This is a genomic window from Cytophagaceae bacterium, from assembly GCA_016722655.1.
In the GTDB taxonomy this organism is placed as follows: domain Bacteria; phylum Bacteroidota; class Bacteroidia; order Cytophagales; family Spirosomataceae; genus Leadbetterella.
Map to the genome: position 1 here is coordinate 847,408 of JADKIR010000004.1, position 16,693 is coordinate 864,100.

Consider the following 16,693-nt stretch of genomic DNA (forward strand, 5'->3'; position numbering starts at 1 on the left):
CATCATTTTGATAAAATAACCATTTGATACATTCAAAAATTTGAATTTTGGAATGTAACTTGTGCCTAAAACTCATCATTACATGAAAAAACTTCTCCTTTTTATCTTTCTTCTTCTCTTTTTTCAAAATGTTAATGCCCAATTAAGTGAAAAAGAGATTGATGATCTTGTAAACAAAACTCTTAATGCATTTGATGTTCCCGGAATCGAAGTCGGAATTGTAAAAGACGGAAAACTGATTCACGCCAAAGGTTATGGGCTGAGATCGCTCAAAACCAGGCAAAAAGTGGATGAAAACACCCTATATGGTATCGCATCCAATTCAAAGGCATTTACTGCTGCGGCCCTAGGAATGTTAATTGAAGAGAACAAACTCACCTGGGATACCCCTGTTTCGGATATTATTCCCGAATTCAAAATGCATGATCCTTATGTAACAGCCCAGTTTACAGTTCGTGACCTTTTGACCCATCGTAGTGGCCTTGGTTTAGGTGCAGGTGACCTTATGTTTTGGCCTGATTCCAATACTTTCACTAAAAAAGAAATCATACATAACCTGAGGTTTCTGAAACCCGTGAGTTCATTCCGCACAAAATATGACTATGATAATCTTATGTATATTGTAGCCGGAGAGATTGTTGCCAGAGTAAGCGGAATAAGTTGGGAAGAGTTTATCCAAAAAAGAATTTTTGACCCTCTGGAAATCAAAAATTCGGCACCATCATATCATTTATTAAAAAACAAAACCAATGTGATAGACCCTCATGCTGTAGTAAATGGCAAAGTTCAGGTTATCAGGCGTGACTGGAGCCAAAACGCCAATGCTGCAGGCGGAATATATGCTTCAGTAAGCGATATGAGCAAATGGATGCAGGTACTTCTAACTAAAGGAAAATATGGCTCAAACCTTGAAAAGAAATTATTTTCTGAAAAAACTCTGGATGAATTATGGACACCCCAAACCATTATTCCTGTTAAAAATCCCGGTACTTACAATACTCATTTCAGTGCTTATGGCCTGGGCTGGTTCCTTTCTGATGTAAAAGGGTACAAACAGGCAACTCATACTGGTGGATTGGCAGGAATTGTAACCCAGACTACCCTTATTCCTGAACTTAATCTGGCCATAATGGTTTATACGAACCAACAGGTGGGAGCTGCTTTTAATGCAATAACTAACACAATAAAAGACAGTTATTTGGGCGTAAAAGGTATAGATAGGCTTTCAGAGCAACTCAAACGATATCAGGATGCTGTAAAAGAAGCTGACCAGATTACATCAGAAGTTGCAAACAGTATTAAAACTAATACATTAAACCCTGAGGCAAATAAAGCAATTTTAGGAACTTACTCCGACAATTGGTTTGGAGATGCCGTGATTTCAGAAAAAAACGGGCAACTGTATTTTGAATCCCAAAAGTCATTGATGCTTCATGGGCCTGTATATCATTTAAAAAGCAATACTTACATAGTAAAATGGGTTGAACGCAGCTTTGACGCGGATGCTTATCTTATGTTTACTTTAGACAAAGATGGAAAAGGACAATCATTCAGGATGAAGGCTATCTCGCCAATGACCGACTTTAGTTTTGATTTTCAGGATCTTGATTTTAATCGGATTCCATAGAAAAAGGGGCATTCCGCCCCTTTTTCTTTATTTTTCCTAAAATTTTCTTATCGCAAATACATTGGAAAACGTGTAAACCTTAAACCTATTCCAAAATCAAGACGGTTAAGATTAATATGATTATTTTTTTCAAGAGTCTTTACTCCATTTGCATCCCCCAAATTAAGCTTAGTTATCTGCCCGTAATTGTAACCTGCCTCAAGGCTCAAAATTATATCTCTTCCAAAAATATCATTTCCCAACAAAAAGTCAAGACCCAACGTAGCTGCACCGCCAAAACTATTTCCGGTAAACTTAAAATTGGACTTGTTGGTCATTCCCTTATCAGAATAAAAATACATACCCGGACTAGCCGTTAACACCACAAATGTTTTGAAGTCAATACTTTTTCTTACCAAGAAAGTTGGTCCAATAAATTTGTGCGAAACCTTATTTGAAAGTTCCCCTTTAGTAATAGCCTCTCCAGTAAATAGATTTGGATAATCGAGGCCATCAGATGAATTGTTTGAATTGTAGTTTGTAAAAGTTAAACCTAATCCAACATTATCTTTAAAAAAATAGGCAGCATCTGCTCCGTACATATATCCCCTTAGTAGTTTTTCTTTGTATAAATCATAAGGGTCTGTTCCTGATTTACCCATTATATTCCCTAATCCACCTTTTATTCCTATTCTGAAGTTCATGAAATTTTTAAACTCCGATTCCGGTGCGGGTTCATTGAAAACTGTACTTTCTCTGGGTTTAATTTCTCTTTTTGACAAGTCCTTACTGGAAACTTCTACTTTTTTTGATTCTGCTTTCTTTTCTACAGTCCTAGTATCAGCTATTTTGTCAGATTGGTTTTTTTCAACCTCTTTAGTTTCTTTCTTTTTTTCGGGCTCTTGATTTGCGACTTCAGTAGGCTTAATTTCGTTCGCTGTAGGGTTGTTAGTTTTTGGAGGATTAATGTTTTTGTTATTTACCTTTTCTGGTTCCGGTTTTGTCTCTTGTTTTTTTTCAGGTTCTTTTTTTTCTGTTACAACCTGTTTTTTGGCGGGCTCAACTTTGGGCTATTCCTTTTGCCTTGTGTCAATTCTGGGACCAGTTTCTGCACCAGTAGGTTTAGTAATCATTTTATCATTTTTCAATACATCTGTCGAATAGTAATTGTACTTAAACGAACTAACCAGATTCTTGAAAATCTCATTTCTTAAAATTTTATTTTTTGCACCGAGATAGGCATAAATAAATCTGGTGGGTGTTTCATCTAAAATTTTACACCTAATTTCCTCTCCTGCCTGCGTAACAATGAGGTCACGTTGCCCGTAACTTTTTGAAAAGCTAAGTACAAAAATAAAAACCGTAATAATCCCTTTTAAATATTTTGCCATTATAAAATTGCGTACGTTAATGAAAAATAATTTCACTCAAATTTTATACAAAATTATGCATTTTATCCCAATCAGATTCTTAAAATACTAGTGCAATGAAGCCAAAACCCATAATTTTAATATAACTGTGCAAAAATTATACCGATATGACCCGATTTAAATAAAAAATAATAAATGTGAACCATGATACCTGCATGCCCGAATCAGGAATTCATTCCACTTTCTGGAACGATTTTTGCTGTATTTCATTATGAAAATCAACATAATAGTATTTCAATTTTCATAATTCTATTAAAAAAAATACTGATTTTCAATAATTTTTAAAATAAAATTTGACAATTCAATTTTTATTGTTTTATATTTCGGAAAATTTATTTCTTCTAATTAAAACCCCGGTAATTACAATATGGTATAAAACTCTACGTTAACTAATTTGAAAATACAAAATGGAAAAAATCCTAGTTAACGAAAGTGAGCTTATATCAGCGTATTTGCATGGTGATGAAAAGGCGTTCGCCACTCTCGTAAACCGTTACAAGTCTAAAGTTTATACCACTATCTATTTGGTAGTAAAAGATAGTTATGTAGCCGAAGATTTAACGCAAGACACTTTTATTAAAGCTATCAAGACCCTGAAAGAAGGAAGGTACAATGAGGAAGGCAAGTTTTTGCCCTGGATTCTTAGAATCGCCCATAACCTTTCCATTGACTATTTTCGTAGAGCTAAACGTTATCCTAACGTGGTGTTTGAAGATGGAAACAGCGTTTTTAACTCGCTCAATTTTGCCGAAGACTCTGTTGAGTCTGCACAGATTCAGAAAGAATCTCATGAGCACCTGAGGAGCCTGATTAAAAAATTGCCGCAGCAACAACGCGAAGTACTGGTTATGAGACATTATGAAGATCTCAGTTTTCAGGAAATCGCCGAAGCTACGGGTGTGAGTATCAACACTGCTCTGGGACGTATGCGTTATGCTCTTATCAATCTGAGAAAATTGATGAGTAAAACAAAATATGCCTATGACACAAACCTGTACATCAACGCAGAATGAGATTTTACGTTACATTTATGGCGAAACCTCAAGTTCTGAAAATGTTTTTATCGAGCAATCTTTGCTAAACGACAACGAGCTTTTGGATTATTATCTTGACAGTCTTGAGCTGAAAGAAGATATGGACAAAATTAGCCTCAGTCCGAAAGAAAACACGATACAAAACATCATGAATTTCTCAAAATCTTACAGGCCTGTGATTTAATCACAGGCTTTTTTTTTATTTAGAAAATCATATTTCTTCTTGCCATGTTTAACCTCAAAGCCACGTAAAATATTGTTTCGGGTTTGGATTGATAAACATCTTTTCTTCTTTGATATACAAAATCAAAAAACAGATTATGGTATGGCATGAAACTCAGAGCTACTTCATGGTGTTTTAATTGGTTTTTCAATCCCTGTCCAATAAAGTTGTTATAGTCACTACCCCTTCCCACTCGATTACTTGTCAAAAGGTTACTTCCATAATTGACAGAGTCTTTGTCATCACCCCGCATAGCATACATGGCTGTAGCAGAAAAAAACAGTTTGGATAATGGTTGATATTTAATTGTCATTATGGATTCTTTAAAATTGGCTCCCAATGGATGGGCCAATGGTGTACTATAATTGACATAATTGGTGTAGGTCGTGAAATGAGAGTAAATATATGGTCTGGCTCTGTTATGCTCAAACTGAAAATCAAGATTTTCTATGGTAAAAACATCGATATACTTTCCTCCAAGCTGCCAGGAATATTTTTTGGCCCACCACCCCTCTTTCTTAAATTCTTTTGAATTATACTCATCCAAAAAATATTGTCCGTAAAAGCTAAGCGTTTTAAGTGCGTTTAATTTAAAATCGGCTCCTACAAATGCATTGTCTGAGCTCCCTATATTTCCTTCGATCCAGCGGTAAAAAATAACAGGATTGAGGTAATTAAATTCAAATCCAAAATCACGCTTTCCATACATCACTGATTCAAAAAGCCCCAGGTTTAGATTTTTCCCAATATTAAAATTCAGATGATGAAAAGCAAGGTATTTCGGAGGATATGTCAAAAGGCTGTTCAATGGGTTAGGTATTTGTGTATTGGTCATTTGTCCCAAAATCGACAAATATTGCATTTTACCCAGTTTTAGTTCCGATTTCAATTGTAAATAGGGCGAGCTGAAATCACTCAATACCATTGACCTTATACCTGATCCAATAAAGTTACGGTCATGACCAAAACTCATGGTCAGGCTTTTCATTGGTTTAAACGTTATGTAGCCTATAGCTGAAAAAAAGTCAACCTGCAAATTTCTAGTATCTTCGTCTTTTGGCTTTACCAAAGACTGATATGGGTATCCTTTATACAATTTATAGAAATTTACGATGTAATTAGGGCTGGCCATTTGATTTTCTGTAATCATGGTATAAAAACCCAGCTTTTTATTTACCCTGCCTCTGATTTCGACCCCTCGGGTGTTTATAAATAAGTCCTTGGATTTCAGATCGCCTACCTGACTGTCAGAACCATACATAAAATGAAAAATTGGATTGACATGAACGTCAAAGTCATCATTTTTATAATAGTAAAAATCTGATTTTTCTTTAAAAAAATGTTTAAATAATCGCCGCTTATTGTTAAAAGTGTCTGCTTCTGCTTCAGGAATATGTTCCCAACTATCTGCCAATAAATATCTGATATTGGCCAGGTCGACTTTCGAAATATGATTGGTAAAAGATGTATCGTGGCCGGAAAAATATTTCACAATAGCTTCCCTCGAAAATGGTTTGGCATTATCATGAAACGTATTGCTCAATACTCCCCTTTTCACCTCAAGTCTTTCTATTATTGCAGCCTGATGCGAATCGTTATTCAAAAAAACACTTTGTGAGAAAGAACGGTTTGAAATCCAAAAACCGGTGAGTAGAATAAATCCAGAGAGTAGTTTTCGCACTTTTTATTTTTTTGTTAAAAGAAAGGCAAAAGTAAATATTATTTTTCTTTTGAAGGTATTAATTGATAATTTTGGAACAATACTACATAGCATAAGGTTAAAAATACATGTATGTGGTTAAATAATAAAATATGAAAAGTTTTGATATCCCCGAAATATATAAGAGCAATCTGATCACAACAATCAAACAGGTAAGGAGAGCTAATGATAAACTAAAGAAAGACTTTAGCCCAACCGAACTTGATTTTGGAAATATTAAAATACTGCTTTCCAGACATTTCGGATTTTGTTATGGTGTTGAAAATGCAGTTGAAATAGCATATAAGACTCTGGCAGAACACCCTCAGAAAAGGATATTTCTTCTTAGCGAAATGATTCACAATCCAGAAGTAAATGCCGACTTATTATCAAGAGGTGTAAAGTTTTTGATGGATACCAGAGGCAACAAACTTATTGATTTTGATACATTACAGAAAGAGGATATTGTGATTGTCCCGGCTTTTGGCACCACAGTAGAACTTCAAAAAGAACTTTCAGAAAAAGGCATAAATCCTTATCAATACGATACTACCTGCCCATTTGTCGAAAAAGTTTGGAACAGGGCTGCACAGATTGGCGAAAGAGGCTATTCTATTATCGTGCATGGAAAGCCCGAACATGAAGAAACCAGAGCTACGTTTTCACATAGTAAAGAAAATACACCCACTGTAGTGGTTAAAGATATGGCTGATGCCCAAAAACTAGCCTTTTATATCAGAAAAGAAAAAACATCAGAACAGTTTTTTGAAGAGTTTTCCGGAAAATATTCTGTGAATTTTGACCCTCAGAAAGACCTTGAAAGGATTGGAGTAGTAAACCAAACAACTATGCTGGCCACTGAAACTCAAGCCATAGCTGACTACCTGAAAGAACAGATAATTGCTTACCGGAATATTTCTGAGCTTGAATCGCAGGCATATTTTGCTAATACACGCGACACGCTGTGTTATGCGACCAATGACAACCAGGAAGCAACCTACGGTCTTATGCAAACACCTGCCGATATTGCTGTCGTAGTTGGGGGATACAATAGCTCCAATACTACCCACCTTGTTGAGCTTTTAGTACAAAAAATGCCAACTTACTTTATAAGAAATGCAGACTGTCTGAATTCGAAAACTTCAGTTTCATCATTTGACATCCATAAAAAATCAGAAATTTTCGAAACTACCTTTCTACCAGAAAAATCACAGATTACCGTTTCTTTAACCTGTGGGGCATCATGCCCAGACTCAATTTTTGAAGAAGTAATGGTAAAGCTTCTATCATTTTTTGAAATATCTAATGAAATGATTTCTCAAAAAATCCTGGAACTGAAGTAATTATTTTTTTATCTTGTAAAAAACCAAATTGGGCGACAGTTTCTGGTTTTTTGTAAAAAAAATGATTCGTTTTAATTTGATAATTCAATAATTATTCATAGTTTTCGTTAGAAAAGTACATAAACTGTTACGCCCATGAATATGTTGGAATACGTTAAAATGATACTGGAAAAAGTAAGTTTCGACAAAAAATTGTTTGAAAAAGAGTTAAAAAAAGGTATAAAAGAATTGCTTCCTATAGAAATAAAAGAATTAAAAAATTGGTGTTACGAGAAATTTGGCAAAATATACAATGCTATTCTGAACAAAGTTTTTAGGAGAAAACAGTTGGCAATTGCCTGAATATTTCAATCCTGATTTACCTGTCAAATTGTAGCCTTTTTCCTGATTTTTTAGGCAGGAATTGTCCTTCGTCAAAAAGTAGTTCACCTGATACTATTGTTTTAGAAATCGAGCTACCAAACATGACCCCTTCTAACGGAGACCAGCCGCATTTGTAAAGGATGTTGTCTTTGTCAACGGTGTATGATTTATTTAAATCAACCAGAACAAGGTCAGCCCAATATCCTTCTCTTATATATCCCCGACGGTTAACTTTGAAGCATTCAGCCGGAGCATGACACATTTTCTCAACTATTTTTTCAAGCGAGATTTTTCCTTTTTGGTAAAAATCAAGCATAATTTGCAAACTGTGTTGCACCAAAGGTAATCCCGAGGGTGCCGACCAGTAGTCCTGAGATTTCTCCTCCCAGGTGTGTGGAGCATGGTCGGTAGCAATGATATCTAGATGATTGTCAAGCAGACCTTCCAATAAGGACTCCCGATGGTTGTGTTTAATAGCAGGATTACATTTGATGTTTACGCCTTGCTTTTTATAATCTTCGGCATCAAAAAATAGATGGTGAACGCATACTTCAGAAGTAAGATGCTTTTGAGATAGTGGAATATCGTTTGAAAAAAGTTCTAATTCTTCAGTTGTTGAAATATGTAGAATGTGTAATCTGGTGTCATATTTTTTGGCCAAATTTACAGCCATAGAAGATGATTTGTAGCAAGCCTCCTCATTTCTGATCAAAGCATGAATATCATAGGGTATGTCTTTGTTTTGGTATTTTTCTTTATAAAATTCTAAATTGGCCTTCACAGTGGCTTCGTCTTCACAATGGGTAGCAATCAAACCGGCGAAATTAGAGAAAATTTTATCTAGGGTATTGGGATTATCAACGAGCATATTGCCAGTAGAGCTACCCATAAATAATTTCAGTCCACATACATTTTTCAGGTCGGTTTTCATTGCTTCATCGTAGTTGTTGTTGGAGCCACCCATAAAAAACGAATAATTGACCCAGGAATTTTCAGCTGCAATCTGGTATTTTTCCTCCAATAGTCCTTGTGTGAGTGTATTGGGTACGGTGTTAGGCATCTCCATAAAGCTAGTTGTACCTCCAGCCAAAGCAGCCTTTGATTCGGTGGCGATATTTGCTTTATGTGTCAATCCCGGCTCTCTGAAGTGCACCTGATCATCAATAACTCCTGGAAACAAGTATTTTCCCATGGCATCGATAACCTGATCTGCACTAAGATCCAGGTCGCCTATTTTTTCAATAAAACCATTTTTAATAAATAAGTCAGAAGGGAAAATTTTTCCTTCATTTACAATATTTGCATTTTTTATTAATATCGTACTCATAATTCCAACTAGAGGCTTTTTAATTCAATATTAGCTGCTTTTTTAATCCAATTGTAGCCTGTGTTTTTCAGGCATTCTTTATAGAACAATTTAGCTTTTGCAGGGTTATTTTGGGCTTTAAATATTCTTGCCATCCCAAGATAGGCCATACTTCGGTATTCTTTTGTAAAACGCTCTTCAGGGCTAAACTTCAAAACCCTGGCATAGCTACTCAAAGCCAGATTGAGATTTTGGTAATGATGTTCCTGTAAAAAGCCTTCAAAAGTTGTTTGTGATAATTCTACTATTTCCAGATTTTTTTTAAAGTACTTTTTATTGACCTCTATTGCCTCTTCATACTGATGGTTGAGCAAAAGGCATTCAACATATTTTATTCTGTAAATATCATTTTGGGGATATTTTAAACTCAAAGCTTTTGATATTTGCAGAGCCCTTTTAAAGTTTGATTCATAATTAATATAGATATTGGCCAGATATAAGTTGGATTCTACTTTACTAAAAAGCGATGTCCTGATGGAAGTCTCAAGATCATTTAAACCTTGTTTTTTGTTTCCATTTTCAAAGAACACTAATAATGGCTTTGTAATAGGGTGGTCTTCGGGATATTGAATCCGGTAATAATTATAAAGACCCAGAGGAAAAAGAAATTCGGGGTTATCGTCGCGGTATTTTTTACTTTCTACAAAATAAGAATATGCTTTTTGAGCCACTTTTGCAGAAGCAATGTAATCACTTCTGTAATTATAAATGAGTGCAGTAAAACCGTAAGCAGCCAAAAGAAAAAAAGTGGCTTCTTTCTTGTATTCGGGTATTTTATATAAGTTTCTTGCTGCAGTTATGCTCTTTTCGAGCTCAGATAAATATCTTTTTTGTTGTTCTGGATTTTTGTCAATTGGCAGGTATCTCCATTCTATTTCTAGTGCACTTATCAAGTGCTTCACCGGATGATACGGATAGCGGTTTTTCACAGTCTGAAAAACAATAGCAGCATCTTCAAACTCTTGATTATATAGTAAATCGAGGCCTTTTTGAGCAATTTCTTTACTTTTTATATCTTCAAAAAACTGGGCTTCAGCAGAACATATAAAAGTTAGAAAAACTAGCAGAAGTAGGACTTTCCGATTTCTCATTTTAAAAAAAAGCCCCTCTCGTTGGAGAAGGGCTAAAAATATTATTTAACTACTAAATTATAAGCTACGGTTAAGAAAATTCATAACTGCATCATAATCTTTCATATTTACACCACTTTTTTCAAGGGCACCCTGAATAGTCTTCTCAGTACAAACTACTTCGAAAGTTAGATCAGTAGTTGGTGCGAAAACTGCAGTACCTCCAAAGAATTGACTCTGATATCTGTAATAAATTTCAGCTTGTCCGGTTTTGTAACCATAATCAAGACGCTCAAGTGAGTTGTCCATATCTTTAGTATAAGTAATAGGAAGTGCTTTGAATAATTCGCCTTGTTTCACAAATATCATTACAAATTTGTCAGCAGCAATCAACTCATTTTTAATAGTAGCACCACCCCATTTGCTGGTAACACCACTACCGATACCCGTAACATCAACCTCTTTCCATTCTGAGGCTTTTATGGTAGCAGTAAAGCTTTTTACATTAGCATTTCCATCTTTACCATTTGTACCATTTGTACCATTTGTACCATCTTTACCCGCAGCACCAGTGGTTCCAGTTGCACCAGTATCACCTTTCTCACCTTTTGCACCATCTATACCATTTACGCCGGGATCGCCTTTACAAGACCACATAGAAACAGATACCGCTATTGTTAAAATAGAAAGTAGCTTGAATAATTTGTTCATAATTTTAAAATTAAGATTTATTGACTTCTAGATTTGTAGCAATATTATTCAAAATTGAACAACTTTGCAAGATATTTCTAATGAATATTTATTTTACGGTTAATTATTTTTTCATTCAAAAACTTATAATTTAATGGAAGCTCTAGATTGCCTGAACCAAGTGGCTGATTTTCATACTACTTTTCATCATCCTATAGAAAAAAAACCAATCATTCCTGCTCCAAAGCGTTGCGAACTTAGAGTTGAATTATTATCGGAAGAACTTAAAGAACTGCAGCAAGCCATCGAAGACAATGACATTGTAGAAATAGCCGATGCCCTATGTGATATCCAATATGTGTTGTCAGGGGCGGTTCTGGAATTTGGTCTGGGCGAAAAATTCAGAGAGTTATTTGATGAGGTGCAAAGATCAAATATGAGTAAAGCATGTGCCACAATTGAAGAAGCAGAAGCTACTGTGAAGCATTATGAAGCCAAAGGAACCGAATGCTATTACAAACAAGACGGCGACAGATATTTAGTTTATAGAAAAGGGGATAACAAAACCCTTAAAAATGTGAATTACTCACCTGCTGACCTGAAATCTATCATTGAAAAATGAAAAATCTGAAAGAATCTTTGACCGAAAGATTTCTAAAATACGTACAAATTGATACGCAGTCAGATCAATTTTCTGAAACTTATCCCAGCACCAATAAACAGTTTGATCTGGCAAAAGTCTTGATCCGAGAATTGCAGGATTTGGGGGTAAATGAAGTCGAACTTGATGAGTATTGCTACATATATGCCACTATTAAAGGCAATTCAGAGAAAAAAAATATCCCAAAAATCATGTTTTGCAGTCATATGGATACCGCACCTGACTGCTCAGGTACCGGTGTTAAGCCGATTATCCATGAAAATTACAAGGGAAATGATATAGTGTTGCCCGATGACCCCACACAGATAATAAAACCCGGTGAACATCCCGACCTGAAAGACCAAATCGGCAACGATATCATCACCGCAAGCGGAACCACGCTTTTAGGAGCCGATAATAAAGCCGGTCTGGCAGCTATAATGACCGCTGTAGAATTTCTGATAAAAAATCCCGAAATCAAGCATGGAGATATAAAAATTCTGTTTACCCCTGATGAAGAAATTGGTCGTGGAACTGATAAAGTGGACCTCAAAAAATTAGGAGCAGATTTTGGTTATACCATTGATGGTGAAACACTTGGATCGCTGGAAAACGAAACTTTTTCGGCGGATGGTGTGGAAATCACTATTCATGGCGTGAGTGCACATCCGGGTTTTGGAAAAAACAAACTGGTCAACGCCATCAAGATTGCCTGTGAAATTATAGCTGAGCTTCCCAAAGATAGCCTTTCACCCGAAACCACCGAAGGTAAAGAAGGCTTTATCCATCCTACTGATCTAAAAGGCGGCCAGGAAACTTGCTCTTTGCATTTTATCATCAGAGATTTTGATGAAAAAGGACTTTTGGAAAAAGAAGATTTTTTAAAAAATATTACTGAAAAGGTATTGAAAAAATATCCCGAAGCCAAAATGGACTTTGTGGTTAAGCAACAATACCGCAATATGAAGGTAATTCTGGACCAGTATCCTGATGTGACCGAAAACGCACTGGAAGCAATAAAAAGGTCGGGCTTAAATCCAAAATTGCAAAGTATCAGAGGTGGTACAGATGGCTCAAGACTTTCATTTATGGGTCTCCCCTGCCCCAATATTTTTGCCGGAGAACACGCTTTCCATTCCAAACTGGAGTGGGTTTCGGTGCAGGATATGCTTAAAGCGGCTGAAGTGATAGTGAATATTTGTAAAATATACGAAGAAAAAGCATGAGTGAAGTAGCAGAAAACACACGAAAAATCCAAAATCAATTGCCCGAAAATGTTACCCTGGTGGCGGTATCCAAATTAAAGCCAGCTGCTCTTCTTAAGGAAGTCTATGATAGCGGACACAAGATTTTCGGGGAAAATTATGTACAGGAAATGGTCGAAAAGGCGGAAATACTACCAAAAGACATTGAGTGGAATTTTATCGGTCATTTGCAAAGCAACAAAGTGAAGTACATCGCCCCGATTGTAAGTTTGATTCATTCGGTGGATAGTTTTAAACTTTTGAAAGAAATCAATAAGCAAGCCCTTAAAAATCAAAGAATAATACCGTGTTTGCTGCAAATACATATCGCTCAGGAAGATACCAAAACTGGCATGGACGAAGAGGAGCTTTCAGAAATATTGAAAAGCAATGAATTGAAAGACCTGAAAAATATTGACCTTAGAGGATTGATGGGAATGAGTACTTTTACGGATGATATGAGCGTGGTGAGAGCTGAATTCAAATCTTTGAAAAATATTTTTGAAAAATATAAAGATGAATTCCAAAAAGCTGGTTTTGAGCATTTTACCGAGATTTCGATGGGTATGAGCGGTGATTGGAAAATAGCGATAGAGGAAGGCTCTACTATGGTCAGAATAGGGAGCTCGATTTTTGGGAGCAGAGGGTGATTTATATTTGCAAATAAAATTCTGATTTTCAACAAACTAATAATATATCATGAACAATACATTAATAAAAATAGGGGCGATTTTGGGGGCGATTGGCGTAAGTTTTGGAGCATTTGGAGCTCATGCTTTAAAGTCATTTTTGGAAGATTCGGGCCGAACCGATACTTTTGAAACTGCCGTTAAATACCTTTTTTATCATGCTTTGGGCATTATTCTCATTGGGATAATTCAGGAAAAATATTCTAACAAATGGCTAAAATATGCAGGTAGTGGTATGACAGCCGGAGTCATCATTTTCGCAGGAAGCATTTTTACCATCTGTTTTACAGGAATAAAGGCATTTGGAGCTGTGGCTCCCATAGGTGGCACTTTAATGATACTTTCCTGGTTATCACTGTTTTGGGGTGTGGGTAAAAAATGATTTTATTTTTCTTTTATTTCCATCACAAAAATGAAAATTCTAAAAATCATATTGATATTTCTCCTTCCATTAAATTCCTTTTGCCAAGAAATTGTAAGTGGAATAGTCATTTCTAAATCCGACAAATTGCCCATTCCTGGGGTAATAATACAGGAGAAAGGCACTCAAAATGGTTGTTTAACAAATATGTCAGGTGAATTTATTTTGTCAGTAAAGGATTTAAATTCAACAATTGTTTTTTCATTCGTTGGATTTGAACCAAAAGAAATTGAACTTAAGGGGAGAGATAGAATAGAGGTTATCTTGAGAGAAAGTTGTAATATAGATTGGTTTGATTATAGCCAATGGAGCTTTTCTTTAATGTCCGGTATATTTTCTACACCAATTGGTGGACAAATTGATTTACCTCCTCCTCCAATCAAAAGTTTTCCAGTTTTAAAATCATCTATAGGATATCAAAGTAATTTTAAAAAGAATAGCTTACTAGTTGGAAATATTGGTTTATACCATCTTTTTGAATCTTGTGATTTTAATTCAGACATAATATTTTCATTAAAAAATCTAAAATTTCAAGATGAATTTAAGTCAACTACTGCTGGTTTGGAAACCAATTTAAACTTTAATAAATTAGGTTTAATAGTCGGAATTAGTAGATTAAAAATTGAAAAAAACGACCTTCAATATCGATTAGGACCTACATTAGGATTTAGATTATATCCAAAAAAACCTTTATGGTTAGGTTTAAGTGGTAAAATTTCATTTTATAAAAATTACAAAGAAATTAATTTTAATCTTGAAAGGGATTTTAAAAAATTTGGCTCATTTATAAGATTTAATAACATTAGTACTTTTAACGAATTAACTTTTGGTTTGTCTAAAACTTTTAATCATCATGAAAAAAAGAATAATTCTAGAAAATAAAAATGAAAAAAGAGAAAATAGGCAAAAATCCTTTAAAAAAATGAACAAAAACGGTGATGACAAACTCTTAATTCCAGATATTTTTATTGATGAAAAAAATATTTAGTATCCCTCCTATTGTATCTCCTGCATACTTACCAATTTCTTGTAATAACCGCCATCAAGGGCAATCAAGTCGGCGTGTGAACCTTGCTCGACTACTTGTCCGTTTTGAACAACATATATCACATCGGCGGCCTGAATAGTACTAAGACGATGGGCAATAACTAGGCTGGTTCGGTCTTTCATTAGTTGCGTAAGTGCCTCTTGCACAAGCCTTTCCGACTCGGTATCCAGGGCCGATGTGGCCTCATCCAAAATCAAAATTGGCGGATTTTTCAAAATAGCTCTGGCAATCGATATCCTCTGTCTTTGTCCGCCGCTGAGCTTGGAGCCACGGTCGCCCACCGAAGTATTAAACCCTTCAGGCATGGCTTCGATAAATTCCAAAGCATTGGCGATTTTGGCCGCATTTTTCACTTCCTCCATCGTCGTTTTTCGGCCAAAAGCAATGTTGTTATACACTGTATCATTATACAAAATGGCCTCTTGAGTCACCACCCCAATATGCCCCCGGAGGTCAGCTTTCGAAATATCTTTCATAGAAACACCATCCAGACTTACCTTTCCATTGATAGGATCAAAAAATCGTATAGCCAAATCGGCCAGAGTCGATTTTCCGCTTCCCGAGGCCCCAACCAAAGCCACCATTTTCCCTTTTTTGATTTCGATTTTTATGTTTTTCAAAACCTCTGTAGATTTATCATAACTAAAATCCACATTTTCAAAGGCTATTTTATCAGAAAAACTCACTTCTGATTTTGAAACCGCCACATTCTCTATATCAGATTTTTGCTCAAGTAAATCCAAAACTCTTTTCCCGGAAGCCAAACCACGCTGTGCCGTGCTTATAGCCTGAGAAATCTCTTTTGCGGGCCTCACCACCTGTGAAAAAAGTGCGATATATGCAATAAAAGTAGAAGCTGAAAGAGCACTTTCATGGCTCAAAATCAAACTTCCCCCAAAATACAGCAAAGAAGCCACCATGCTGATCCCGATGAATTCTGAAAACGGATTGGCCATTTCGCGTTTGGTGGCATAGCGATACATTGACCTACGGTAGGCGTCATTTTCTTCAAAAAACTTACCTGAAATATATTTTTCAGCCAAAAAAGCCTTTACCACTCGCATACTCCCAAAAGCCTCGTCCATGATACTCATCAGATTGCTGAGCCGCTGCTGACTGTCACCTGCATTGTGTCGCATTCTTTTCAGAATTATACCCAAAAACGCCCCGGTTACCGGAATAACAATCAAAGAAAATAGGGTAAGTTTCCAGGAAATAACAAATAAAGCCACAAGATAAGCCACAAGTAAAATGAGTTCTTTAATGGCTGCTGAAAATGAATTGGCGATAGAATTTTCGACTTCCTGCACATCGGTCGTAATTCTGGAAATGAGCTCCCCTTTTTTTTCATTGGTAAAAAAACCCAGATGTAGCCTTAAAGTATGCTCGAAAACTGTTTGTCGGAGATTGGCCACCATACCGGTTTTAAATTTTTCCAAAACCCTCATACTCAGGTATCTGGCTGAATTCCCGATCAGACTTACCACCAAAATAGTAAGTACCACAAGTTTGAGTCCACCCATTTTGCCCTCTTCAAGTACAGTCTGGGCGAAAAAACGCTCAAATTGGTCCACCAACTGAAAATCCTGAGCGGGTTTCTGAGCCATTTCCTGTAAAACTTCCCTCGAAACCTGCCCAAAAAGTACATCCAACAAGGGCTTGAGCAGAACGAGATTTAATACTCCGAAAACACCCGCGATAAGCGAAGCAATGATAAATGGAAGTAAAAATCCGCGAATGTTCCCGGCAAATTTTAGTATTTTAAAATATATATTCATTTTGACAAAATTAGCGAATTTTGGATTAGGTTTGCCGATAATTTCGATT

17 protein-coding genes are annotated in these 16,693 nt (G+C 35.9%); 10 read left to right on the top strand and 7 right to left on the bottom strand.

Annotated features, from left to right (window positions below; translation table 11 throughout):
• Positions 1–82: 82 nt before the first annotated feature.
• Positions 83–1,627, top strand: coding sequence for a serine hydrolase (locus IPP61_04270; GenBank protein ID MBL0324386.1), 1,545 nt, complete (start codon positions 83–85; stop codon positions 1,625–1,627).
• A 47-nt stretch (positions 1,628–1,674) separates the two neighbouring features.
• On the opposite strand, the gene IPP61_04275 is transcribed toward IPP61_04270, so the two are convergent.
• Both IPP61_04275 and IPP61_04280 read right to left on the bottom strand, forming a co-directional pair.
• Entirely contained in the window at positions 1,675–2,388 is a 714-nt protein-coding gene (locus IPP61_04275) for an outer membrane beta-barrel protein (GenBank protein MBL0324387.1), read from the bottom strand.
• Positions 2,389–2,676: 288 nt separating this feature from the next.
• A complete protein-coding gene (locus IPP61_04280; protein ID MBL0324388.1) occupies positions 2,677–2,997 on the bottom strand; it encodes a hypothetical protein in 321 nt (106 codons plus the stop codon).
• A 446-nt stretch (positions 2,998–3,443) separates the two neighbouring features.
• On the opposite strand from IPP61_04280, the gene IPP61_04285 reads away from it, so the two are divergent.
• Positions 3,444–4,049: an RNA polymerase sigma factor gene (locus IPP61_04285; GenBank protein MBL0324389.1), complete on the top strand. Its 606-nt coding sequence runs from the start codon at positions 3,444–3,446 to the stop codon at positions 4,047–4,049.
• Complete coding sequence (locus IPP61_04290; GenBank protein ID MBL0324390.1) at positions 4,012–4,254, top strand: hypothetical protein; 243 nt, start codon at positions 4,012–4,014, stop codon at positions 4,252–4,254. The genes IPP61_04285 and IPP61_04290 overlap by 38 nt, the downstream gene beginning before the upstream one ends.
• A gap of 19 nt (positions 4,255–4,273) precedes the next feature.
• Here the strand turns inward: IPP61_04290 and IPP61_04295 are convergent, their stop codons facing one another.
• Positions 4,274–5,974 (bottom strand): hypothetical protein, encoded by a 1,701-nt coding sequence (locus tag IPP61_04295; GenBank protein MBL0324391.1) that lies wholly within the window; start codon positions 5,972–5,974, stop codon positions 4,274–4,276.
• A gap of 131 nt (positions 5,975–6,105) precedes the next feature.
• Between IPP61_04295 and IPP61_04300 the strand changes: the two genes are divergently transcribed.
• A complete protein-coding gene (locus IPP61_04300; protein ID MBL0324392.1) occupies positions 6,106–7,335 on the top strand; it encodes a 4-hydroxy-3-methylbut-2-enyl diphosphate reductase in 1,230 nt (409 codons plus the stop codon).
• Positions 7,336–7,476: 141 nt separating this feature from the next.
• The gene (locus tag IPP61_04305) at positions 7,477–7,677 is read left to right on the top strand and encodes a hypothetical protein (GenBank protein ID MBL0324393.1); all 201 of its coding nucleotides are present in this window, start codon (positions 7,477–7,479) and stop codon (positions 7,675–7,677) included.
• A 16-nt stretch (positions 7,678–7,693) separates the two neighbouring features.
• Here the strand turns inward: IPP61_04305 and IPP61_04310 are convergent, their stop codons facing one another.
• From IPP61_04310 to IPP61_04320, 3 genes are read right to left on the bottom strand one after another with little or no spacing between them, the layout of a single operon-like run.
• Positions 7,694–9,025 (bottom strand): dihydroorotase, encoded by a 1,332-nt coding sequence (locus IPP61_04310; protein ID MBL0324394.1) that lies wholly within the window; start codon positions 9,023–9,025, stop codon positions 7,694–7,696.
• Between the two features lie 8 nt (positions 9,026–9,033).
• A complete protein-coding gene (locus tag IPP61_04315; protein ID MBL0324395.1) occupies positions 9,034–10,155 on the bottom strand; it encodes a hypothetical protein in 1,122 nt (373 codons plus the stop codon).
• Positions 10,156–10,212: 57 nt separating this feature from the next.
• The gene (locus IPP61_04320; protein MBL0324396.1) at positions 10,213–10,845 is read right to left on the bottom strand and encodes a hypothetical protein; all 633 of its coding nucleotides are present in this window, start codon (positions 10,843–10,845) and stop codon (positions 10,213–10,215) included.
• Between the two features lie 133 nt (positions 10,846–10,978).
• On the opposite strand from IPP61_04320, the gene IPP61_04325 reads away from it, so the two are divergent.
• From IPP61_04325 to IPP61_04345, 5 genes are read left to right on the top strand one after another with little or no spacing between them, the layout of a single operon-like run.
• Positions 10,979–11,446 carry a nucleoside triphosphate pyrophosphohydrolase family protein gene (locus tag IPP61_04325; protein ID MBL0324397.1) on the top strand — a complete coding sequence of 156 codons (468 nt, stop codon included), beginning with the start codon at positions 10,979–10,981 and terminating at the stop codon, positions 11,444–11,446.
• On the top strand, positions 11,443–12,690 hold the full coding sequence (gene pepT / locus IPP61_04330) for a peptidase T (protein ID MBL0324398.1): 1,248 nt from the start codon (positions 11,443–11,445) through the stop codon (positions 12,688–12,690). Before IPP61_04325 ends, pepT begins: the two co-directional genes overlap by 4 nt.
• Entirely contained in the window at positions 12,687–13,358 is a 672-nt protein-coding gene (locus tag IPP61_04335; GenBank protein MBL0324399.1) for a YggS family pyridoxal phosphate-dependent enzyme, read from the top strand. Before pepT ends, IPP61_04335 begins: the two co-directional genes overlap by 4 nt.
• Positions 13,359–13,407: 49 nt before the next feature.
• Positions 13,408–13,779 (top strand): DUF423 domain-containing protein, encoded by a 372-nt coding sequence (locus IPP61_04340; GenBank protein MBL0324400.1) that lies wholly within the window; start codon positions 13,408–13,410, stop codon positions 13,777–13,779.
• A 30-nt stretch (positions 13,780–13,809) separates the two neighbouring features.
• Positions 13,810–14,700 (top strand): carboxypeptidase-like regulatory domain-containing protein, encoded by an 891-nt coding sequence (locus IPP61_04345; GenBank protein MBL0324401.1) that lies wholly within the window; start codon positions 13,810–13,812, stop codon positions 14,698–14,700.
• Between the two features lie 114 nt (positions 14,701–14,814).
• Here IPP61_04345 and IPP61_04350 read toward each other — a convergent pair whose 3' ends face one another.
• The gene (locus IPP61_04350; protein ID MBL0324402.1) at positions 14,815–16,644 is read right to left on the bottom strand and encodes an ABC transporter ATP-binding protein; all 1,830 of its coding nucleotides are present in this window, start codon (positions 16,642–16,644) and stop codon (positions 14,815–14,817) included.
• Positions 16,645–16,693 lie beyond the last annotated feature (49 nt).